This window comes from Streptomyces sp. NPDC055815 (assembly GCF_053616475.1).
In genome coordinates, this window is the sequence record NZ_JBSHDU010000001.1 from 1 (window position 1) to 20,392 (window position 20,392).

At 67.8% G+C, this 20,392-nt stretch carries 19 protein-coding genes and 9 pseudogenes; 15 read left to right on the forward strand and 13 right to left on the reverse strand.

Annotated features, from left to right (window positions below; all coding sequences use genetic code 11):
* Positions 1–128: 128 nt before the first annotated feature.
* Together ACWGN5_RS00005 and ACWGN5_RS00010 are read right to left on the reverse strand one after the other, a co-directional pair.
* Positions 129–352, reverse strand: a pseudogene (locus tag ACWGN5_RS00005) (DUF2267 domain-containing protein); the annotation flags it as partial.
* A gap of 172 nt (positions 353–524) precedes the next feature.
* On the reverse strand, positions 525–1,421 hold the full coding sequence (locus ACWGN5_RS00010; protein WP_453510136.1) for a carbohydrate deacetylase: 897 nt from the start codon (positions 1,419–1,421) through the stop codon (positions 525–527).
* A 349-nt stretch (positions 1,422–1,770) separates the two neighbouring features.
* On the opposite strand from ACWGN5_RS00010, the gene ACWGN5_RS00015 reads away from it, so the two are divergent.
* Both ACWGN5_RS00015 and ACWGN5_RS00020 read left to right on the forward strand, forming a co-directional pair.
* Positions 1,771–2,415, forward strand: coding sequence for an HAD family hydrolase (locus ACWGN5_RS00015; protein WP_453510137.1), 645 nt, complete (start codon positions 1,771–1,773; stop codon positions 2,413–2,415).
* Positions 2,416–2,563: 148 nt separating this feature from the next.
* A pseudogene (locus ACWGN5_RS00020) lies at positions 2,564–2,638 on the forward strand (helix-turn-helix domain-containing protein); the annotation flags it as partial.
* 411 nt (positions 2,639–3,049) lie between these two features.
* Here ACWGN5_RS00020 and ACWGN5_RS00025 read toward each other — a convergent pair.
* The gene (locus ACWGN5_RS00025) at positions 3,050–3,487 is read right to left on the reverse strand and encodes a hypothetical protein (RefSeq protein ID WP_453510138.1); all 438 of its coding nucleotides are present in this window, start codon (positions 3,485–3,487) and stop codon (positions 3,050–3,052) included.
* Between the two features lie 244 nt (positions 3,488–3,731).
* Between ACWGN5_RS00025 and ACWGN5_RS00030 the strand changes: the two are divergent.
* Positions 3,732–4,589, forward strand: a pseudogene (locus tag ACWGN5_RS00030) (IS5 family transposase).
* Between the two features lie 24 nt (positions 4,590–4,613).
* Here ACWGN5_RS00030 and ACWGN5_RS00035 read toward each other — a convergent pair.
* Positions 4,614–4,775, reverse strand: a complete 162-nt coding sequence (locus tag ACWGN5_RS00035) for a hypothetical protein (RefSeq protein ID WP_453510139.1) — start codon at positions 4,773–4,775, stop codon at positions 4,614–4,616.
* A 211-nt stretch (positions 4,776–4,986) separates the two neighbouring features.
* Here ACWGN5_RS00035 and ACWGN5_RS00040 point away from each other — a divergent pair, with 211 nt between their 5' ends.
* Together ACWGN5_RS00040 and ACWGN5_RS00045 are read left to right on the forward strand one after the other, a co-directional pair.
* Entirely contained in the window at positions 4,987–5,421 is a 435-nt protein-coding gene (locus ACWGN5_RS00040) for a hypothetical protein (RefSeq protein WP_453510140.1), read from the forward strand.
* A 25-nt stretch (positions 5,422–5,446) separates the two neighbouring features.
* Positions 5,447–5,533: pseudogene (locus tag ACWGN5_RS00045) on the forward strand (IS5/IS1182 family transposase); the annotation flags it as partial.
* 99 nt (positions 5,534–5,632) lie between these two features.
* Here the strand turns inward: ACWGN5_RS00045 and ACWGN5_RS00050 are convergent.
* Complete coding sequence (locus tag ACWGN5_RS00050; protein ID WP_453510612.1) at positions 5,633–6,193, reverse strand: hypothetical protein; 561 nt, start codon at positions 6,191–6,193, stop codon at positions 5,633–5,635.
* Positions 6,194–6,687: 494 nt separating this feature from the next.
* On the opposite strand from ACWGN5_RS00050, the gene ACWGN5_RS00055 reads away from it, so the two are divergent.
* Positions 6,688–7,212: a hypothetical protein gene (locus ACWGN5_RS00055; RefSeq protein ID WP_453510141.1), complete on the forward strand. Its 525-nt coding sequence runs from the start codon at positions 6,688–6,690 to the stop codon at positions 7,210–7,212.
* A gap of 10 nt (positions 7,213–7,222) precedes the next feature.
* Positions 7,223–7,636 (forward strand): annotated as a pseudogene (locus ACWGN5_RS00060) (ATP-binding protein); the annotation flags it as partial.
* A gap of 8 nt (positions 7,637–7,644) precedes the next feature.
* Here ACWGN5_RS00060 and ACWGN5_RS00065 read toward each other — a convergent pair.
* Positions 7,645–8,418, reverse strand: a complete 774-nt coding sequence (locus tag ACWGN5_RS00065; RefSeq protein ID WP_453510142.1) for a class I SAM-dependent methyltransferase — start codon at positions 8,416–8,418, stop codon at positions 7,645–7,647.
* Positions 8,419–9,150: 732 nt separating this feature from the next.
* Entirely contained in the window at positions 9,151–9,456 is a 306-nt protein-coding gene (locus ACWGN5_RS00070; RefSeq protein ID WP_453510143.1) for a DUF4279 domain-containing protein, read from the reverse strand.
* A 313-nt stretch (positions 9,457–9,769) separates the two neighbouring features.
* Between ACWGN5_RS00070 and ACWGN5_RS00075 the strand changes: the two genes are divergently transcribed.
* Positions 9,770–10,879 (forward strand): DUF5954 family protein, encoded by a 1,110-nt coding sequence (locus tag ACWGN5_RS00075; protein WP_453510144.1) that lies wholly within the window; start codon positions 9,770–9,772, stop codon positions 10,877–10,879.
* A gap of 483 nt (positions 10,880–11,362) precedes the next feature.
* On the opposite strand, the pseudogene ACWGN5_RS00080 reads toward ACWGN5_RS00075, so the two are convergent.
* Positions 11,363–11,674, reverse strand: a pseudogene (locus ACWGN5_RS00080) (recombinase family protein); the annotation flags it as partial.
* On the reverse strand, positions 11,671–11,991 hold the full coding sequence (locus tag ACWGN5_RS00085; RefSeq protein ID WP_453510145.1) for a zinc finger domain-containing protein: 321 nt from the start codon (positions 11,989–11,991) through the stop codon (positions 11,671–11,673). The pseudogene ACWGN5_RS00080 and the gene ACWGN5_RS00085, both read right to left, overlap by 4 nt.
* A gap of 77 nt (positions 11,992–12,068) precedes the next feature.
* Between ACWGN5_RS00085 and ACWGN5_RS00090 the strand changes: the two genes are divergently transcribed.
* On the forward strand, positions 12,069–12,938 hold the full coding sequence (locus ACWGN5_RS00090; protein ID WP_453510146.1) for an MBL fold metallo-hydrolase: 870 nt from the start codon (positions 12,069–12,071) through the stop codon (positions 12,936–12,938).
* Between the two features lie 262 nt (positions 12,939–13,200).
* Positions 13,201–13,419, forward strand: coding sequence for a hypothetical protein (locus tag ACWGN5_RS00095; protein ID WP_453510147.1), 219 nt, complete (start codon positions 13,201–13,203; stop codon positions 13,417–13,419).
* Between the two features lie 89 nt (positions 13,420–13,508).
* Here the strand turns inward: ACWGN5_RS00095 and ACWGN5_RS00100 are convergent.
* Positions 13,509–14,486 (reverse strand): annotated as a pseudogene (locus tag ACWGN5_RS00100) (oxidoreductase).
* 180 nt (positions 14,487–14,666) lie between these two features.
* Between ACWGN5_RS00100 and ACWGN5_RS00105 the strand changes: the two are divergent.
* Complete coding sequence (locus ACWGN5_RS00105; protein WP_453510148.1) at positions 14,667–15,218, forward strand: TetR/AcrR family transcriptional regulator; 552 nt, start codon at positions 14,667–14,669, stop codon at positions 15,216–15,218.
* Between the two features lie 86 nt (positions 15,219–15,304).
* Here the strand turns inward: ACWGN5_RS00105 and ACWGN5_RS00110 are convergent, their stop codons facing one another.
* Both ACWGN5_RS00110 and ACWGN5_RS00115 read right to left on the reverse strand, forming a co-directional pair.
* Positions 15,305–15,949: a Tn3 family transposase gene (locus tag ACWGN5_RS00110; RefSeq protein ID WP_453510149.1), complete on the reverse strand. Its 645-nt coding sequence runs from the start codon at positions 15,947–15,949 to the stop codon at positions 15,305–15,307.
* Entirely contained in the window at positions 15,939–16,121 is a 183-nt protein-coding gene (locus ACWGN5_RS00115; RefSeq protein ID WP_453510150.1) for a Tn3 family transposase, read from the reverse strand. The genes ACWGN5_RS00110 and ACWGN5_RS00115 overlap by 11 nt, the downstream gene beginning before the upstream one ends.
* A 385-nt stretch (positions 16,122–16,506) precedes the next feature.
* Here ACWGN5_RS00115 and istB point away from each other — a divergent pair.
* A pseudogene (gene istB, locus ACWGN5_RS00120) lies at positions 16,507–17,138 on the forward strand (IS21-like element helper ATPase IstB); the annotation flags it as partial.
* Between the two features lie 100 nt (positions 17,139–17,238).
* On the opposite strand, the gene ACWGN5_RS00125 reads toward istB, so the two are convergent.
* Positions 17,239–17,580 (reverse strand): VOC family protein, encoded by a 342-nt coding sequence (locus ACWGN5_RS00125; RefSeq protein WP_453510151.1) that lies wholly within the window; start codon positions 17,578–17,580, stop codon positions 17,239–17,241.
* Positions 17,581–18,199: 619 nt separating this feature from the next.
* On the opposite strand from ACWGN5_RS00125, the gene ACWGN5_RS00130 reads away from it, so the two are divergent.
* The 3 genes and pseudogenes from ACWGN5_RS00130 to ACWGN5_RS00140 all read left to right on the forward strand — a co-directional run.
* Complete coding sequence (locus ACWGN5_RS00130; protein ID WP_453510152.1) at positions 18,200–18,487, forward strand: transposase; 288 nt, start codon at positions 18,200–18,202, stop codon at positions 18,485–18,487.
* A 243-nt stretch (positions 18,488–18,730) separates the two neighbouring features.
* Complete coding sequence (locus ACWGN5_RS00135) at positions 18,731–19,516, forward strand: ETEC_3214 domain-containing protein (RefSeq protein ID WP_453510153.1); 786 nt, start codon at positions 18,731–18,733, stop codon at positions 19,514–19,516.
* Positions 19,517–19,748: 232 nt separating this feature from the next.
* Positions 19,749–20,368, forward strand: a pseudogene (locus ACWGN5_RS00140) (IS5 family transposase); the annotation flags it as partial.
* Positions 20,369–20,392 lie beyond the last annotated feature (24 nt).

Sequence of the window (20,392 nt, forward strand, 5' to 3'; positions counted from 1 at the left end):
CGGCTCAAGCCGGGCCCACTGGCCATTCGTCAGATCACCACGTCCCACGACAGGTGATCATCAACGAACAAGATCAACTTTCGCAACAGACCCTAGGCGGCTGGGGTGAGTTCGGCTTGGCCGAAGAGCAGGGAGGCGCCGGAGTGGGCGGCGAGGTCCTTGACGAAGGCCCAGCCGGTCAGCGGCTGGGGTAGGGGATCTGCGCGGTCAGAACGCGTGCGGCCTCCAAGGGCCGGCAGGCGGCCAGGTCGACGCTTTCGTCGCCGGTCAGCTGGCGTGCAAATCCGGCGAGGACCAGGCGTACGGCTTCGTCGGCCCGCTCGCGGGTGGGGTGGGCGCCCTCGTAGCGGAGCAGCCCTCGTTTCCCCGCCGGCCCAAACCGACAGCTGAGTTCCTTCATCCTCCTCCCGACCACACCACCGCGACCCAACCGCGAGATCCCAGCCGAGGAATCCATCAGGGCAGGCTGATGACAGCTTCCCGCTTGACGGCCCGCTGTCCATCTGGACAGCGGGCCGGATCACTCATGGCAAGCCGGCGCACTGGGACCAGACATGCTGGATCGCTCGGTAATCGATCACGTGTATGTCCTCCTGCTGGAGAACCTCACGGGTCAGCGGCGATGTCAGGAACTCGTAGTCCGTCCGGCGCACGAGCCAGCCACCGTCGACGGCCTGCGACTCCTCATCGCCCAGGCTGGGATGCACCGCCCATTCGTTGAGTCCGGCGGGCAGGTCACGCAGCAGCTGAACGTATCGGGCCGGTTTCCCCTCGATGCCGAGGGAAAAGCTGTCCAGGAAGTCGTTGTCCGTGACTGGCAGGCCCTGCTGCCGCGTCGACCGGCGCGCTGGTTCGAGCCAGACCCGGACCGCGAGACCGTACTCCGCGGCCAGCGCGACCGTAAGGTCGAGGATGTCGTCGCGGCCGCCATCGGCCAGGCAATGAAAGTCCAGGTGGGTCGGCGTGAGCCCGACGTCGGCGACAGCAGCGATCTGGGCCCGGAATTCGACCTCGACCTCATCAGGTCGAGCCTGGCCGAGCAGGGCCGCCCGTCCAGCGGGTGTCGGGGGAAACAGCGCGCCTGTTGGGTCAAGCAACGAGGGGACCCGTTCCCTGGCAGCCAGCGGTCCCCAGGGCATGCTGGGAAAGTCGGACACCAGGGTGAGATGGATCCCGAACGGGACCTGCGGCCGTCGCCTGAGCAGATCCAGGGCATGCGACGCCGCGGGAGGCGGGACCATCAGACTGCACGAGCTGGCGATGCCCTCTTCGACCGACTCCATCACTGCGGCGTTGATCGCGGGATACATCCCGAAGTCATCGCAGTTGATGATCAGCAGCCGTGCATCGGGCGAATACCCCAGCAACTCACTCGACTTGACTTCAGGCGTGAACGCTGCGGTCCTGCTGCTTTCGTCCATGCCCGCAGTCTGGGACCCAACCCGACGATGCGCACCGGGATATCACGCAGCACCGCGGCGGTGCCGTCATTTCTCGTCGACATCAACGAGCTTGACGATATCCACCGCTGCCGGAACCGGTGAACAAACGCTGCTGCTCGGCATCGACAGTGCCATGGGGGCCATCCCCGCACACAGGAAGCAGTCCGGCCCGGGCCTCCCGAGCACCAGACCGGAGGGACCATCCCCGCGCGTTCGGGGAGCAGCTACTGCTCCGGCTTGGTCAGTTCATCAGAGGGTTCGATCGCCATGCAGCGGATCGTACGGCCCAGCACTGACAACCGCCCCCGGACACTCATAGGCTCATCGGGTGATCAAGACCATGGTGTTCGACGTCGGTGAGACCCTCGTGCGCGACGATCGCTACTGGGCCCTCTGGGCCAACTGGCTCGATGTCCCCCACCACACCCTGTCCGCTCTTGTAGGCGCCGTCGTCGCCCGCGGCCTCGACAACGCTGACGCTCTCCGCCTCCTACGCCCCGGCATCGACATCAGCGCCGCGTACGCCGCCCGCGAGGCCGCAGGACGAGGCGAGCATCTCGACGAGTCGGACCTCTATCCCGATGTCCGCCCGGCGCTGGCCGGTCTGCGCGCGCTCGGCATCCGGGTCGTCGTCGCAGGCAACCAGACCGCGCGAGCCGGCGAGTTGCTGCGAGCCATGGACCTCCCCGCGGACCTGGTCGTCATGTCGGGTGAGTGGGGCGTCGCCAAACCGGCACCGGCGTTCTTCGAGAAGGTCATCGAGGTCGCCAACGCGGCACCGCACGAGACCGTCTACGTCGGCGACCACCCCGCCGATGACATCTTCCCCGCCCGCGTGGCCGGCCTCCGGACAGCGCACCTTCGCCGCGGCCCATGGGGGTACCTGTGGGCGGACGACTCGGAGGTCGTAGCGGCGGCAGATTGGCGCGTCCACTCGCTGGTGGACCTGGTTGCCGTGCTGGACGAGCGCTGACGAACCGGCCGTGGGGGCGCGGGCGTGCCGGTACGGTCAGAGGATGTCCGCCGACAGCCCGCGCGAGGTCGGCGAGCGCGTGCCCGCCCGCCGACGCACGCCACTTCTCTCAGCCCGAACTCGCCACCACCACAGCCCCTCCCTCTCGATGCTGCGCAAGATCGAACAAGGCGACCGCAGTCCCAGTGACAGCACCCTCGAGGCAATCGCACGTGCCCTCGACGTTGATGCCACGCAACTGCGCTCTGGGTACGTCGGGACCGAGCGTCGCGTGCACCGCGCCCTGCCCCAGCTGTCCGCCGTCGTCACTGGCTACGACATCCCCCAGGGGCCGCCGACCCGGCACCCTGGCGAGCTGGCAGACGCGATCCGCACGGCGGTGGACTGGCGTCTCGGCGCGCAGTACGGCCGAATCTCCGCCACGATCCCCAGCGTCCTGTACGACGCGTCTTGCCCGGATCGTGCACAGCCCGCGGACGCTGCCACTGGACGAGCGCCGCCGATATCGCCCGGTCCAGGCCGGTCTTGCGGACTGTCTCGACCAGCAGCGCGCCCCCGGCCTGAGACAAGCCATATCGTCCCAGCTCGGCGGCGCCTTCTGCATGCCTGGCCGCCTTGTGGACCGCGGTCGGCGTCACTCGATGTGCATGGGTGCCGGGGACCACGTCGGAGGCAGTTGCTCAGTCGGATCTCCGGTCACCAGAAGCGGGTAGCGGAAGAGCCACCACCGCGTTTGCCCTGCCATCTCGCTCTGGCTCATGCCGAACGGCTTGATCGGTGCCGTAGCCGTGCGGAACCGCTCGTCCAGGGCATCCAGCTCGGGCTGACGGGATCTGCGGACCCGTTCGGTAAGGATCGGCCAGGCGTCGTGGAGCCAGTCGCGATCGGCCATGTCGTTGTCGAACTCCCAAGCCCACATGGTTTCGACGCCTTCTTCGACCTCCGCAACGAACTCCGCCCACGCCTCCATACGAGCGTCGAGCGTCAAGACCTGGCAGTAGCGAGCGGACAGCAGGTGCGTGGCACGATGAACCGACGCGTAGTCCTCAGCGTCCAGCAGCGGGCTCTCCATGTTCTGCAGCCTCGCAGGAGAGCTCACCTTCGTCACCTCCTTTCCGCAGATGCATCGTTCCCGCCGGCTCGGAACACCGTGCACCTGGCAGGTGCAACACCTCGGATGAGCCCAGGGACCATCCCAGGAAACAAAGAGCCAGATCAGCAGCAACCCCGTACGCTCGCAACCGGCTCGACGACCATACTCATGAAAGCGCGAGGCTAGAGCGTGTCTCTTTGATCGGTTGGTCTGTTGATCGGACGTGTCCGTCCGGTTAGTGATCAGTGATGCGATGTGGACCGGATCGAGCCGCTGATGCCGGCCGATCCGGTCCACATCGGCGGTGGGCCGATCACCGCCGCACCCTGGAAGCCATCGCGTGGAAGTACCGAACCTGCTCGCCCTGGCGAGACCTGCCCGACGAGCTCGGCTCGTTCCGGACCGCCCACAAACGGCTGATCAGGTGGGCCGTGGACGGCACCTGGGAACGCATCCTTGCCGCAGTCCTGGCAGCGGCCGAGGGTGCTGACGACATCGGGTGGACCGTGTCGGTGGACTCCACCGTCTGCCGGGCTCACCAGCACGCCGCCGGAGCCAGGAAAAAGGGGCTCCAGGTCGGGCCGAACCCGACGACCATGCGCTTGGACGCTCCCGCGGCGGCCTGAGCACGAAGGTCCACCTTGCCAGCGACAGCCGTGCACGACCTCTGGTCCTTCGCGTCACCGCAGGCCAGGCCGGCGACGCCCCAGCCTTCGAGACCGTCATGGCCGGCATCCGTGTTCCACGAAGCGGGCCGGGAAGACCGAGGACCCGACCTGATGCCGTCCTGGCGGACCGCGCGTACTCATCCCGCGCGATCCGAAATCACCTCCGCCGACGTGGAATCCGCGCTGTCATCCCCCAGCCGTCCGACCAGATCGGCCACCGTCTGCGGCGAGGCCGCGCCGGCGGTCGCCCACCGGCTTTCGACGCCGAGGCGTATCGGCAACGCAACGCGGTCCAGCGATGCATCAACCGGCTGAAGCAGTGGCGCGGCCTGGCCATGCGAACGGACAAGCTCGCCATCGCCTACCAGGCCGCACTCCACCTCGCCTCCATCCTCATCTGGGCACGGCGGTGACGTCGAAGCGACGGCTTTTCAGTCTTAGAAGAAGAGCTCAAGGTCCTCGACGGATCCCGGCCCGGTGAGGAAGCCCTCAGCCTTCGCGATCTCGTCTTCGGGTGGCAGCTCACCCGTCAGGAGCTGCCGCATCCAGATTTCTCCTTGCTCGCCGACCGCGTAGATGCCAGACAACAGCTCGGCCATGCCAGCAGGGTTTGGCGGGACGCGTCCGGTAACGGGTTGGAGCACCCATCCGCCTGATCGGGCCGCGAGCCGCAGTACCCCGGCCCAGTTCGCGATCCTCCCGATGCGTACGTGCCACGAGTCCTTGGTGAACGGGGCCATCCGTCCGCCATGGAGACCTGCCCCGTATAAGGCTGTGAGCTGGGAGGTCGGTCGGCGGTACTGTCGGCTGATGGAGTCTGAGAAGTCGACCGAGTGCCCGCTTCATGGATCCGGGGTGAGCGCGCAGAGCTTGGTGGGGCGCCCGCTCGCAGGTGTCGTCGGGTCGTGGCACTGGTACGGCAGTGACGACCCCGCGGGCCCGCTCGATGTGTGGCTGATCGATGGCCGGAAGGCCGCCGTACACATCACGACCGGATCGGATTGGTGTCTGATCGTTGAAGAGTCGGAGCCGCACGCCGGTTACGGCATGGGCGACTCGGGTCTCATCACAGTGAGAGCGATGGACGACGAGCCGCCGTTCGGAGACCACATCGGGGAGAGCGTTCTCGCGGTACGGGAGGAGCACGAACCGAACACCGGGCGCATCGCAGTGGAGCTCTCATTCCCCACCGGTCGGGTCCGTTGTGATAGCTGGGCTGGGGACCTCCGCCTGAGCGCGGTGTGATGATCTCGCTACGGCTGGTGTGATCATGGCCTCGGAACCGTCATGGATCGGCCCGTTCACCAGGCTCAGCCCGAGGCTGTTCCGGAAGCTCGTGACGGTGCTGCGACGCGAAGGCAGGTTCCTCCATCCGCGGCCTGTCATGCACGTCCGGCCCACGCATCCCATGCTCACGAGTGGCAGTGGCGGGCTCACCAGCCACTACGGGGAAGGCTTACTGCCCACCGAGTCGGAGTACAGCAACCAGGTACAGACCCCCGGCCGTAGTCAGAAGCAGAAAGACTAAAACTGTATGGACGACGAGCCCTTGTCCTGGGGCAAGACCCAGATACGCCCGGGCCGCACGGCTCACACGGGGTCTGGGGCCACCTCGCGCGGCGTTCGCTTCCGCCTTCTCGATCGCGCGGCGTAGTTTCCCACGGCTTCTCTCGGTCGTGATACCGAGGCGCACACCGACTGCGTCGCGCACCAGCAGGGTCCGGTGCGCGCTGCCGTACGAGAAGGTCGTCAGCAGTCGGACGGACGTTATCCGGTCGAGGTCGACGGACCGCTCACCGGTCAATGTGCGCGCAGTCAGGTGCGACGATGAGTGCCGGAACGGGGCTCGCTCACCGGACAGTTCGGTGAGGAGGACGAAGCCGGCGATCCCCGACAGCAGGCCGAGCACAATGGGTGTGCCGTCCGGGGCTATTCCTGCGCCGGCCAGCACGTAGCCGGCGAGAGGCACCAGCAGAACCACCGCTGCCAGACCCAATCCCATGCGTGCACGCGTCACGCTGCGGGTTGTGGTTGCTTCCACTGACGCCCCCGTTTTTGTCGCGGACATCAGCATGCACGTGCAGCGGACCTCTGTGCATTGCCGACGTCTGGCAGTCTTCAGCTCGGGGATCTGCCGGAACCAGGGCCCAGTTCCAGGACGACTCCGTCTGGACGAGCACCAGGTTCGCCGCCATCACGAAATTTCCGCCACAGCCTTGAAAACGGCCAGCGATGCTCCTCACCGCAATTCCTTGACCCATGAACGGTGTGGGGAGCGAGGAGTGACTGCAGAGTAGGTGGTGGGCACTGGCATTCTGGACCCGGTGCGGTTCGCGGCGCCCGCAACCCCGGCCGCCTCCTTCTCCTTACGGGCGCCCCCGCATTCACTCGACGGCCTCGGGGAAGGGAAAACCGCCTCCATCCGGCAGTCCCTGAGGCCCACAGACCGCCGGATCCCCCCTTGCGGAAATCCGAAGCGTCCTGCCTCCGGCCTGCTTCATACTGACCCGCATGACGGGCGAGACAGCAACGCCGGCGTACGGTTGGAACGACGACCACGTAGCACGCGTTCAACAGGCCTTCGGCCTCGCTCTCCACGCCGCCACCGCCATGGAGAAGAGCATCCACAGCCTCTTCTTCCACCAGCGCCTGACCCTCGCCGCCCACCAAGGACGCGCCCTGGAGCGGGAACCCGCATGGGAGAAAGCGGTCCGAAAACCGCTCAAGGACACGATCCGCGCCGTCGCACACCGCCTTCGCGACGACTCCGACCTCGACACCGCACTCCTCGCGGCGGCCGACCGGCGCAACTACCTCGCCCACGACTTCTGGTGGGACAACACCGACCACCTCTTCGCTCGGGGCCCCCGATCACGGCTCCTCGCCCAGCTCGATAGCGACACCCACCACTTCCACGCGCTCTGCCTCCGGGTCAAGAAGATCGACGATGCCCTGCACGACCAGCTCTACGGACGCGACCCGAACCACGCCGACAACCTCCGCGACCTCATCCGCAGGGCCTCGTCCGCCGACTAACGGCCGACACCGAGCCCGTCGCCGGTCAGGGAGCGACGTATCAATGCTGCCGAGCTCCCCCCGCGGAAAGTCGCTGCGCAAGTTCGACTTCCACGCCAACCCCGACATCGACCCGGCCGTGGTCCACACCCTCGCCACGAAGCTGGTGAACGAATTGGTCGAAGCCGCCGACGAGAAGCAGTTGAACAGAACCATCGCCCGCTACGGCCGCGTCGACCTGCTCTGCATCGACGAAGTCGACTCAATGGAACGTGACCGCCACGGCGCCGAACCCCTCTCCCTGGTCCTTGCCGGACGCGAGGAGAACAACAGCGTCGCCATCGCCTCCAACGAGCCCTTCAGCCGCTGGACCAAGACCTTCGTCGGCCCCCGCCCGTGCGCGGCCATTGTCGACCGCCTCACCTTCAACGGCACCGTCATCGATGGAACCCCCTACGCGCCGGCGCGGGCCACAAGCAGCGGCTGGAAGAAGCCCGTCTCCTGTGGCATCCGCCACCGAAGGTCGACGAACCCGGCCTTGGCTGCGAGGCCGGCCAACCGGTCCCGACCGAGTGCCCAGTAGGTCGTCCGGCGGACCTGGACGCGCCAATCTCCGCCTGCCGGGGCGAGTTGGAAGTGCTCCAGGTCGTAGTGCTCGCCGTCCTCGTGCCAGTGCCAGAGCTGGAAGGTGACGGATCGCTCCCCTCCGCCGGCTTCGGCGGCGCTGTGGACCTGTGGAGGCGTCGAAGCCGGGCGATCGCGCCGCAGGTCGTCGTAGGGCCGTGTGCTGATCAGCGCCCGGCCCCCGGGGCGCAGGACTCGGCGCATCTCAACCAGTGCGGCGTTCACCTCCTGCTCCGTCAGCAGGTGGGGCAGCGAGTTGTCGGCGCAGACGACAGTGTCGAACCGGCCGTCGGCAAACGGGAGGCGCCGCATGTCGGCGGCGGCCGTGCGCAGGCTCAGGCCACGGCGAGCGGCCTCCCGGGCAGCGCGGGCGGCGGCGCGGGGACTGATGTCGGTCCCGGTGACCCGGTGCCCGTGCAGCGCCAGGCCGATGGCCTGGGTGCCGATGCCGCAGGAACAGTCGAGCACCGCCGCGAGATCCTGGCCGATCAGCGTGTCCAGGGCGTCCCCCTGGCGACGGATGCTCGCGTCCCAGTCCGAGTAGATCAGGTGGTAGTCGTCGGCCAGTTCGTCATAGAAGTGCGCCACCGATGTCTCAGACATGACCTGAGATTACCGTGCTGGATTCTTTGGAGGCGCTCGTCGCCCCGGTGACCTGCGCGAACGTCTTCGCTGACAACAAGGCAGCCTTTTTCCCCGTGAACATCTGCCCGCGGGCTGGTCACGCGGTGCTGTTGGAACTCATCGGCCGACGCTGCTGCTGAAGGTGAACGGAGCCACGCCGCCGCGTATCCGGTCTCCACCCACCGCCACGCGGCGAGGGGCGGAGGCAGACTGCCCCGACCTGGCCTCGACCACAGTTCCGGCGTTCCTCCCGCTTCGCGGGCCGAGCGCCACTTCGGCGCCTTCGCCGCTGGGATCAGTAGGCCCCGGTCCTGCGACGTACAGGCTCCGTCTTCCTTGTCCGCCGAGCCCTCGCGGGGAGCTTCATCGGCGCCGCCAAGTTCCTCGGGCTCGGCATCGTCGGGCAGGGCCTGGACAACGCCACGTCGTGGGGCCGGCGTGCGGGACGGGGGTGTCGGCGAAGCGTGAGCATGCTTCCTTGTCGTCTCGAAGGGCGGTCGTCACGAGCGCAATGGCTGCCGCTTGAGTCGTGCTGTGTTGCGGGACGCCCGCGGTGAGGGCCGTTCACGTGGGTGGATGATGTTCCGCCGAGGAGTTCGGGAGCTGTAGAGCCTGCTGGGTCCACCCCTCGCGGAGCTGCGGGCCGCCGCCGAGGCGCTTGCGCATGCGAGGTGACTGACAGGGCTCTCGGCGTACACACCAGACTGCGGCTCAAGTCGTCAGGTCGTACTCATCGATGTCCACGATTGCTCCGGTGGCAGTGAGGAAGTCCAGCACGTTTTGATCCAGAGACCAGCCGAAGAGGTTGGGCTTCTCCTCGGCGGGTGGCCGGCTGTCGTCGCCAGGATCGCCGGCCGCTCTGAAGTAGCGCACTACCTGCAGCTTTGCCGCCCTGCCCGCCTCGGGTTCGTCATCCAGTCGCCTTGCAAGACTTGCGATGCGATCGGTGTGGGGCAGGAGTCGTTCGAGTACCTGGGCGATTTGTTCATCTACTCGCAGACCCGGCTCCCGGCACACGATCCTCCACTGGTGGCACACAGTATCGCCGGCTGGGCGATGCGGCTTCCACGCACCTTCGTCTCATCAGGCTGAAGACCCAGCAGAGCCGTCATCTCCCGCGCGGTTGTGCGCTCGCTGGAGAGGGCGAAGTAGACGTACTGATCAAGAGGCATCCCGGGAGAGTAACCGTGCGCGTGTCCCCGTACCGCACTGCGCACGTTCATCTGTACGCCGGCACGAGGCGTCAACGTCGCGCCCGGCGCATGCCGAGGACCGTGGACGATTCGGCGAAACCACGATGCGGACGCGCGGCGGCCGCCAGGATGGCTTCATGCGCGAAGACGGTGTGGGACCGGACGGGTGGCCGGTGGTGGTGAGGGTTCCGGTGGAGCCGGTGGAGGCCGTGAGGGAGGCCGATGCCCGCGACGCGGCGGCACGCCACAACAGCCTGGTCGTGCGGGGCCCGCTGTTCGGGGTCGCCGCGCACAGCAAGGGCGCCGGGATGCGGTGGCGGGTGGTCGTCGCGGTCACCCACGGCTGTCCGCAGGAGGCCCGCGACGCGCTGAACTCGCTGCTGTGGTTCCGCGCCAAGGACGAGGCGAAGAGCCCGGCGGAACGGCGTGCGCTGCTGGCGGCGGTCACCCGGCTGGAGAAGGAGTACGTCGACGAGCTCACCGTGCTCGGCACCCGCTATCGCGTGGTGCGGGCCGAGGAGTACGCGGCCATGGATGCGCACGGCGACATCGAATCCCCGCGGCCCACCGACCCCGAACCCCTCCATCCTGACTGGACCCCGGGTTCCGGCGCCCGTAGTCCGCGGGTCGACGACGACCTCGTGCTTGACCCGGACGCGCCCCTCACCCCGCTCCAGGCAGCCGAACGCCTGTCCCTGCGTTCCTTGGCCTACAGCGGCACCAGGTTCCCCGATTCCGTACTGCGCGACTCCACGCGAGCGGTGGAGACGCACCCCGACGTCCTGCTCATGCCCGTGGCGTTCCTGATCGTCGAACGGTCCGGAACCGAGCCCTGGACACCAGGCAGCGCTCTGCTGGCCACCGCCCACGACGCCCGCCGAACCCTCGCCTTCGCTCTGGCATGGATGGAACCACGCCAGCGCGGCCTGATCCCCTACGACGCCGAACCAGACGTCGACGCGCACACCCTCGTCGCCGAGAACACCCACCCGGGCGTCACAGAGCTCGCCGTGCTCGCCGCGGCCGCGGAACGGCTCCGCGCCGGCCGGCTCAACCAGGTCGAGGTCCACGGCACCGTCTCCCGGATCGCCCGCGTCCGCCGTCTGCTGCGCTGGGGACCCGACGGGCCGGAAGGCCCACGCCCCTCCGACATCAACACCCACGCACCCCAGGCCCTCCACCCCCGCCTCGACGAACACGGCACCGTCCACCACGAACCACCCGCTCCCGACGAAACCGCCTCCTGACCCTGCGAGCGGGCGCCCCAGCCGCATCTGCACGGTGTGCCCACGTACCTCGGACCAGTGCGTCCCGGCACGCCGTTGGGGCTGTTGCCAGCCAGCTGACAGCTCGGTCAACGTCCTGGGGTGGACGGCCACAGCCGGCAGACCCCAGCCGTACCACGGCCCAGACGGGGTGTGACCCAGATACGGGTCAAAGGGGCAATGAGTTGATCTTGAGTCCCTGAAGGGCGTCCGGGCTCGCTCGGTGCTGTCGGCGTCCTCGGCGAGGATGCGGTAGACGGTGGCGACCGAGGGGCGTTTGCTCTGGTTCTTGCCCGAGGTGATGACGAGCTTGCGGGCGATCTCGGGGACGGGGACGCCGTTGGCCCGCAGGCTCCGGGCGTAGGCGGCCATGTCGTCGTCGACGACCTTGGGGCGTCCGCCGTGCCGGCCGCGCTCGCGGGCGGACGCCTGGCCTTCCAGGCACTTCTCCCGGATGTACTCGCGCTCGGACTCGGCCATGCCGGCGAAGAACGCGAAGAGGGCGGCGCCGTGCCCGGACGGGTCGTGGACCCCTTGGAGGGGGCCGGTGAGGAGTTCGAGCTGGATGTCGTGGTGGCGCAGGTCCTCGGCGATGGCCAGGGGCTCGGCGGCGCCGCGTCCCAGCCGCTTCACCTCGTACACCGTGAAGATCACCCGTTGGTGGGGGACGGCCTTCTTGATGGTGCGGGCGAAGTCCATCGCCTTGACGAACTCGGGCCGGACCTTGACGCGGGTGCTGATCTTCTCTGAGCAGACCGGGTCGCACCCGGCTTTCACCAGGGCGTCGAGCTGGCTCTGGAGCTCCTGCTGGGCGGTACCGCAACAGGCGTAACCCAATCTCGTGGGCTTCGTGGTGGCCTCGGGACCGCGGCGTCGATGGCCGGGCCCATCTCCCGCGCGTGGGCGGGGCAGTGGTCGGCCGGGGTGCGGACTTCGAGCTCGGCGCGGAGCTGGGGCACCAGTATGAAACGCGGGGTGTGGTACTTCGGGGCGACCTTACCGCCACGGGTGCGGCAGGTGCTTCCGGCGGGCACCTCACAGGTCGGACAGTCGAACTGTTCGACAGCGGCGGCCGGTTCGGCGATCTCTGGCATGTCGCGGAACCTATGGCGAACTACTCATTTCTGAGAAGGCAGTTGGGTGTGGATACAGGCATGGCAGGATCGCGGCCATGTCCCTCAGCGTTCCCCGCCTCCGGATCGGCTCGACCGAGATCATCGCGCTCGCCGACGGTGAGGGCCCGTTCTTCTCCCCGCGTGCCGAGGCCTTCCCCGAGGCCACGGCCGCTCAGTGGGCCGAGGCTGACCGATACGACCCGGGCGCGGTCGACGCGGAGGGCCGCTGGCGGCTCCAGTTCCGCGCGTACGCGATCCGCGGCGACAAGGGCCTCACCGTCGTGGACGCCGGGATCGGTCCGGCGGACAGCCCGGCCGGCTCGTGGGCGCCCGTGCCCGGTGCGCTCCCCGAGTCGCTCGCCGCCGCGGGCATCGACCCGGTCGAAGTCGACACCGTGGTGCTCACTCATCTGCACACCGACCACGTCGGGTGGGCGGTCGTCACCGAGGCGGCCGCCCCATCAGCGGGCGGCGCTTTGGACGGCAACGCTTCGACCGGCAGTGCGACCGGTGGCCGCCGCCCCTATTTCCCGAACGCCGAATACCTGCTCCAGCGGGCCGAGTTCGACGCCCTCGACGCGCTCAACCCGCAGCTTCGCGAGACCCTCACCGACCCGCTCGCGACGGCCGGTCGGCTCCGGCTCCTCGACGGGGACACTCCGCTGCGCGCCGGGCACGCGGTCGCGACGCCCGGGCACACGCCCGGGCACCAGAGCGTGCTGGTCGCCGACGGGCGCGAGCTGGCGCTCATCACCGGCGACCTCCTGGTGCACGCGCTCCAGCTGCTCAACCTCGAGCTCGCCTACTCGCACGAGAACGACCCTGAGGCAGCCAGGCACTCAAGGAAGCGCATGCTCAGCCGCGAAACCGGCACCACGCTGCACCTGGCGACGCCGCATCTGACGGAGCCGTTCATCTCGGCGTGATCGCGGCCGTTCGGCGCGGGTCAAGCCGCGAGGACATACAGACTCTCCACTTTCTCGGCGGTCTCGTTGTCGACGGGACCGAAGGCCGTGAGGCGGCAGCCACATCCGGTCCAGCGCAGCACGCGGACCTCCCGATTGCGGGAGTTCTTGACGTTCTTGATCTTGTCGGCGAACGTTTGCGCCGATCGCAGATCTCGCCGAACGCCTGGAGGAGGCCGGGCAGGACTCGAAGCTCAGCTTCGAGGTTCAGCCCAACGGCCGGTTGCAGCTGATCGTCGACCGGTTCGGCGCACTCGGCGAGAGCGAGTCCCTGAAGTGGCTGCGCAAGGCAACCTCGAAGCTGCTCCCGAAGATCGACCTGCCGGATCAGATGTTCGAGGCCGACTCCTGGACCGGATTCCTGGACGCCTTGGCGCATCCGCGCGACCTCGGTGCACTGCACGGCGCAGGCGTGCTCACCGCCGCGGAGTTGACTGCCTAGAAGCAGGAACTCCTCGCGCGCATCCGACCGGATCGAGCGGCTACTCCGACGGCAGTCACATCACCCCCGAGGCTGTCCCTCCAGGGGAACTACACCCAAGGCGGTTCGGCGGGCAATGAGTAGTGCACGCTGGTGAGCTGTTCCGAGAGCACCCACAACTGGCGGGCCGTAGCAGAGTCCTGGATGGCACGTTCCCGGCTGCGGAGGGCGGGCTCGCCACGGAGCTGGCACGGCCCATCGGGCACGACGTAGCTTCCCCCCAGGCAGATTGGGGACGGTTGAGGCGTACAGGGAGGTCTTGGCACCGTCTGGTGTGGGGCGGAAGGCGATGCGCAAGAGCAGGCGCGTGAGGATCCCGTATACGCGGCCCCGCGTGTTGTTGGCGCCGCCAGTGAGCACGTTGGAACGTGTGAGTCCGGGGGCGACAGCCATGCTGCGCAGCCTCAGCCCAGCGGCATCGGCCCTTCGCTGCAGTTCCATGGCGAAGGAGAGATTGGCCCGCTTGGACTGTGTACGTAGGCGAACGCCGCTCTGTACCGGTGCTCAGCATTGAGGTTGGCCATGTCGAATCGGGCGAATCGCTGCCCCTCGCTGCTGACAGTGACCACGCGCGGGTCGGGTGCGGCTAGCAGGTGAGGCATGAGGAGGCCGGTGAGCGCGAACGTGCCGAGGTGGTTGACGCCGAACTGGGACTCGAAGCCGTCGGCGGTCGGGGAGAACGGCACCATGGCGATGCCGGCGTTGTTGACCAGGAGATCGAGCCGGCTCCAGCCCTCGGCGAAACCGCGGACGGACTTCAAGTCGGCGAGGTCGAGCAGGCGCAGTTCGACGCGGGCGTCGGGGACTTCGGTCCGCAGCCGCTCCACGGCGTCCTGCCCGCGCCCGCGGTTCCGGCATGCCAGGACGACATGGGCGCCGCGGCGGGCGAGTTCGCGAGCGGTGACGTACCCGATGCCGCTGTTGGCGCCGGTGACCACGGCCAGTCGCGCCGATTGGTCGAGGATGGAGTCCGGCGTCCAGCGGTCGCGCAGTAAGGCTCGGGCGGCAGCCCGGGAGTCACGAGTCATCGGAACCTCAATCTGTGGGCCAGGGGTTCCTGCGGGCGCGCGAGAGCGCAGCCGCATTGCAACCCAAAGTTGCAATAACCTGATCCTGTCGCACGTTCCGCCATAAAGCGACCAGGAGTTGCAATGGAGTCTGTCGGGTCGCCCTCAAGGCGTGCCCCCGTTGTCGGGCGAGGCAACAAGATGCGCGCCGCCGTGCTGGAGGCGACCATCACCGAGCTCACGCAGACCGGGTATGCAGCGCTGACCGTCGAAGGCATCGCCCAACGGGCCGGTGTACACAAGACGACGATCTACCGGAACTGGAAAGACTCTGACGGCCTTGTCGCCGACGCGCTGGCCAGCCACTTCGCCGCAGACGTCCTGATCCCCGACACCGGGGCGGTGGAAAATGACCTGCGTGCGCTGGCCCGCTCCCTCGTTGCCACCATGACCACGCAAGCAGGCCGGGCCTTGCTGACCACCGTCCCCTCGGACGCCGTGCGCCTCCCGCAGCTCGCCGAAGTCAAATACGCTGACGACCCCTTCCGGCGGGCGGAACCCGTTGTCACCCGAGCCATAGAGCGCGGCGAACTACCTGCGGACACCGACCCGGCCGAACTCCTCAAGGCCCTCGCCGCGCCGATCTACGTCCGGCTCGTGTTCACCGGCGAGCCGGTCGACGAGGCGACCGCAGACCGCGCAGTGCACGTTGCACTGGCTGCCGCGCACGCCCACGCGCTGCCGGCGGTTTGACCGTGGGCCTGGGCACGCGGCATCGGCCCGTCAACGCTTCACCGACCGGCCGAGACGCGCCCCCAGTGCGGCCCGTTGCGCCAGGCTCATGCCGCCTCGCCATAGCGCTCGGGGACCGGCGGCCCCTCCTGAAGCTGGGTGAAGTCGACGTCCAGTTTCGGGTCGTACGCCTCGGGCTGGATGCCGAGCTCGTACGCGGAGTACTCGCCGAACCGGTTGATGTGCTCGGTCAGGTACGGCGAGATGTGCGCCAGGTCCTCCGGATCGATCTCCCATCCCTCCTCCAGGAGCTGCCGCACGATCTCCGCGAGGTCCAGGGCGTTGTGGAAGATCACGGCGTTCGTGAGCAGGGCGTTGAATTTCATCGCCTTCTCCTGCTCGACGGGGTCGTTGTCGGCGATGACGCCGCAGTCGCCGAAACCGAGCCACTGGGAGAAGCCGTTGAACGCCTCGACCTTGTTGGTCGCTGCGGTCACCCGTCGCCGCAGCGGGGCGTCGGAGAGGTAATGCAGCAGCTGCACGGTGCGGATCACGCGGCCGACCTCGCGGAACGCCGCGTAGGTGGCGTTCCTCTTCGATCCTGAGCGCAGGCGCTTGAGCAACGTCGAGGAGGAGATGGCGCCCTCGCGGACGGAGACGGCCACCCGCATCAGGTGCCGGAACTGGGACTCGATCAGGTCGAAGTCGATCGTGTTCTTGGCCGACTCTCCGAACAGCGCGTCAGCGTGCACGTACTCGGTCTGTCTGCTTCGACGGCCGGTAGAAGGTCATGCCCTTCCAGTTCCTGATCCTGGGCATCAGGTCGAAGCCCAGCAGGTGGGCGAGCGCGAACACCGGCTGGAACTGGCCTTGGGTATCCGCATGCACACGCGCCCGCCCGGCTTGCGGCCCGACCAGCTCCATCAGAGCCCCGGCCGCCTACACCCGGCCCTCCCCTCTGCCGGTCTCGGTGACCGGAACGACGAACAACCGCAGCACCCGCACCGACTGTTCCTCCGGCACACCGGTGACAGCGTCCGCGAGACGCGCCGGAACCGTCACCGCCCAGGAACCCTCCCCCACCGCTTGGCCCGAACCGCAGCAACCTGCACGACCAGACAGGCCGACGGCCCCACCAGCGCATCCGCACATCCGGCCCCAGCCACCACAGCCAGGCCACTTCCGCGGGCGCACCGGTGTCCGTACCGGCCCCGGGGTGGTCTCCGCGAACCCGGCCGGCCCGCCGTCGCTCCCGCCGTCGGCGGGCAGCTGAACAGCGGGAGGCGCCACGGCGGCCGGCCTCACCGCGAAGATGGGCTACCTCAACCTGCTGGACCTGACACTCTCCGAAGAGCTGGCGATCCGCGAGGACCGCCGTTTCCACCAGGGGCCACGGCTTTCGAAGCTGCCGCACCACAAGACGTCGGACGAGTACGTTTTCTCGTTCCAGCACGACCTCGATCCCCGGAAGATCAAGGGCATGGCCATGGCCACCCGCTTTTGTCCAGAACAAGGCCAACGCCGCCCTACTCGACCCGCCGGGAGTGGGCAAGACACATATCGCCGTCGGACTGGCGCTCGCGGCCTGTCGGGCCGGCTACTCTATCTGCTTCACGACCCTCGATGACAGGGTCCGCCAGCTCAATGCCGCCGACGACATCGGCCGCCTGGCCCGTAAGATGCAGACTTACCTGAGGCCCAACGTCCGTGTTCTGGATGAGGCGGGCCATCAGCCCCTCGGACGGGCCGAGGCCAACCTCGTCTTCCAGCTCATCTCGAAACGCTACGAGAAGGGCTCGATCATCCTGACGTCGAACAAGACCTTCACCGAATCGGGGACGGTTCTTCGGCGACGACGTCCTGGCCGGCGCGATTCTCGACAGGCTCCTGCACCACTGCCACATCGTCCCGATCAACGGCAACAGCTACCGCCTCAAGAACCCCATCACCGTGAGGCCTGAGCTCAACGGGATCAGGCCTCACGGGGATGTACGTTTCCGACGGAAACTGGCGGACCGCTACCGACGAGCCTTCTTCCAGGTCACCGACTGACGTACTCGAAAACCCCTCCGTCCGGGTGCCTCAAGATTGCCCGACGTCCGTTCGGCGTGACCGCAGGAGCGGCGATCACCTCAGCGCCCGCCGCCTCGCAGGCCGCGACCGCGGAGTCCAAGTCCGGGACAGACAAGGTGGCTGCCACCCCGGCAAACCGCTCCGCGACGTCCCCAGGCCCCGTGAACAGGAGAAAGGGGCCCGTGCTGGCCAGTTTCAGCCCCGCGAACTCAAAACGGACCGCCGGCTCGCCCGTCAGTCCCTCATAGAAGAGCGCTGCCGATTCGAGGTCGTCCACACGCCGCCGTAAAACCACTGAATCAATCGCCATGATCACATCATCGCAGCAGAGCGGCGCCCATCCGAGCGATCGGCATAAATCTCCTTGCTGATCAAGTAGCCAGCCGCAGAACTCTGCGAACGACCCCGTACTCAGCTCTGCAGATGAACTCGTACGCCGACACCTGTCAGGCGGGGGTCACGACGGAGTCCTAGCAGGGCGGGCGGAGGCATCCAGGGCTCCTTGAAGAAGTCGGCAACCGCTGATGCCTCGCTCTTTCGACACCCCACTCACCGCCGGGCTGACCACCAGGAGCCCAGGCCGTCACGAAGCCATATTTCGCCTGGTGAGTTCGGTGGTGAGTCGCCTGTGACATGCCTGGTAAACCCGGTGGTAAGTCAGCCCCGCAAGCCGGCCTTCCACTCACCACGACACGCCACAACGACCCCGGCGGACCGGCAAACACTCCCCTGCGAGACACCACCCCCGGCCCACGCAGGCCCGCCACCACACTCCTCCCCAGCCCCGACAGGCCGACCCACCGAGGAGGCGAACGCCTCGCAGCAGCCCGCGGGCAGGGGGCGAGTCCCTCACCCCCTGCTGAAGCCGTCCTATCTCACATCCGCGTGGCAAGGCCGGGACGGGCGGACCCCGCACCCGGCCCGACCACGTGGTCGCGGACAAGGGCTACTCGGCTCGCACGTTCCGGGCCTGCTTCCGACGGCGCGGCGTCAAGGCGACGATCCCCGAACGCGTCGGCCGGCCAGAGGGACGCAGACGGCGTCGTGGACAGCCCTGCGGGTTCGACGCGGACGCCTACCGGCGCCGTAACGTCGTCGAACGCTGCTTCCACTGCCTCAAGCAATGGCGCGGCATCGCCGCCCGCTACGCCAAACGTCCCGACCGCTACCTCGCCGCAGTCACCCTCGCCGGCGCCCTCATCTGGCTCGACACATGATCGACAAGACGCCCTCTGGCGGCCGGCGTCTCTCCCGGCCCTCCGCCCCGGTCGTATCGGCAGGTCAGTCGACTGGTTGAGGAGCTCGTGCGCTGGTCCGCCCCCAGGCCTAGGGTTCCGGTGTGTAGACCAGATCGCGGCTGACACGCTCGTGGAGTGACTATGGAGGACTCGGAAGGGCCCGGAGAGCAGAGCGGAGGCGGGACGGCGGGTGAGCGGTTCAGCGCGTTCACCAAGCGGAACATGCTGCTGGTCGCCGTGTTCTTCCTGTCCAATCTCCTGACCGCGGTCAGCACTCTCGTCACGGCTGTCACCGTCCTGAGAGAGTCTCGAACCGACTGGCATGCCGCGGAGTACCGCAAGCTCAGCCAGCTCCGAGCGGGCTACACGCTGGAGAAGTTCCAGAAAGAGCTGGGTCCGCCCGTCTTCCGGACCTCTCTCGAGAGCGGTGGCCCGTTCGTGAGGAACGTCTATCGACCCAGGGAGCAGTACTGGGTCGAGGTGATCTCCGACAAGAACAACACTGCCATGACGTACGCAGTGACGACCTGCGATCCCGCCTTTCGCCCCGAGTTCTTCTACGGAGGCCACGCCCGAAAAGGCAGGGTGGTCCTGAACGAGAACACATTGTCGGACGTGCTTCCTGCGGAGGAGCAGCGCGAGGAATCGCTCAAGGTCTTCTTCGGCTACACGGCGGGCAGTCCCGGTGTGGTGTTCCAGGTGTACGACCGGGGTGCTTCGAGCGCCTACCGTCAGTTCGCCTGGGGTCTCAACGAAGTTTGCCCGACATGGCACTCGAAGACCCCAGGGTACGACCCGCAAGCTTCATGGGCCGGTTGGTACGAGAAGCACCAGGGGCTGAAAAAGCCGCCGCCGGGGCATTTCTTCCTTGCCGAGGAGCTGAACGAGGGAGCGAGGCGCATCATGGCCGAGTCCGTCGTCAACACCTACGCCGAGTGTGCGGTCGGTGAAATCCTCCTCACCTACTATCCGACTCAGATCGGCGTGGATCGGCTCGTCGTTCAGTAGGCTCCCTCATCCGGCTCAGCCAGGGCGGAAGGCGACGCGGGCCTCGCCACATGTGAATCCATTGCCGCGGTGCGCCGCGCCATAGGGATTGCGTGAAGCCCTATTCCGCCTCTAGGCAGTGTCCGGCGGATCATGTGACCGCTGGATTGTCGGCTCGTTTTCTTCGGCATGGGGCCGCGGTGATCTGACGAATTCGGAGTGGGTCCGACTGGTGCCGCCCAGGCCGACGCCCGACCTCGCCGGCCGGATCGACTGGAGCATGTTCAGCCTCGACTCGACGTCATGCCGGGCCCATCAGCACGCGGCCGGGGCCCGCGAGGAGAAGCTCACATCCGACAAAAGGACAACGCCTCGGCATCACCGCTCCGGCGAAGGACTCGGGCAGTCCCGGGGCGGCCTGACCTGCACGATCCAAGTTGCCGGTGAAGGCGGCTGCCGCCTCATGGCGTTCCTGGTCACGCCCGGGCAGTGGGGCGACGCACCGCAGATGATCGCGGTTCTCGAACGCATGCGCGTTCCCGACCCGCAGGGCGAACCGCCTCGCACGCGGCCGGGCCACGTCGGCGGCGACAAGGCATTCAGCTCATGCCGCAACCGCCGCTACCTGCGAAGACGCCAGATCAAGCACACCGTCCCCGAACCGAAGGACCAGCGGGCCAACCGCAAACGACGCGGCAGCAAGGGCGGCCCATCGGCTTCGACAGCAAGATCTACAAACGCCGCAACGAGGTCGAGCGCACCATCACTCGGCTCAAGAACTCCCGGGCCGTCGCCACCCGCTACGACGAGCGGGCGTACGTCTTCCACGGCACCGTCACCACCGCGGCAATCCGCCTATGGCTCCGCCTGTGATCTACGAGGCACCCCTGTGGTTCT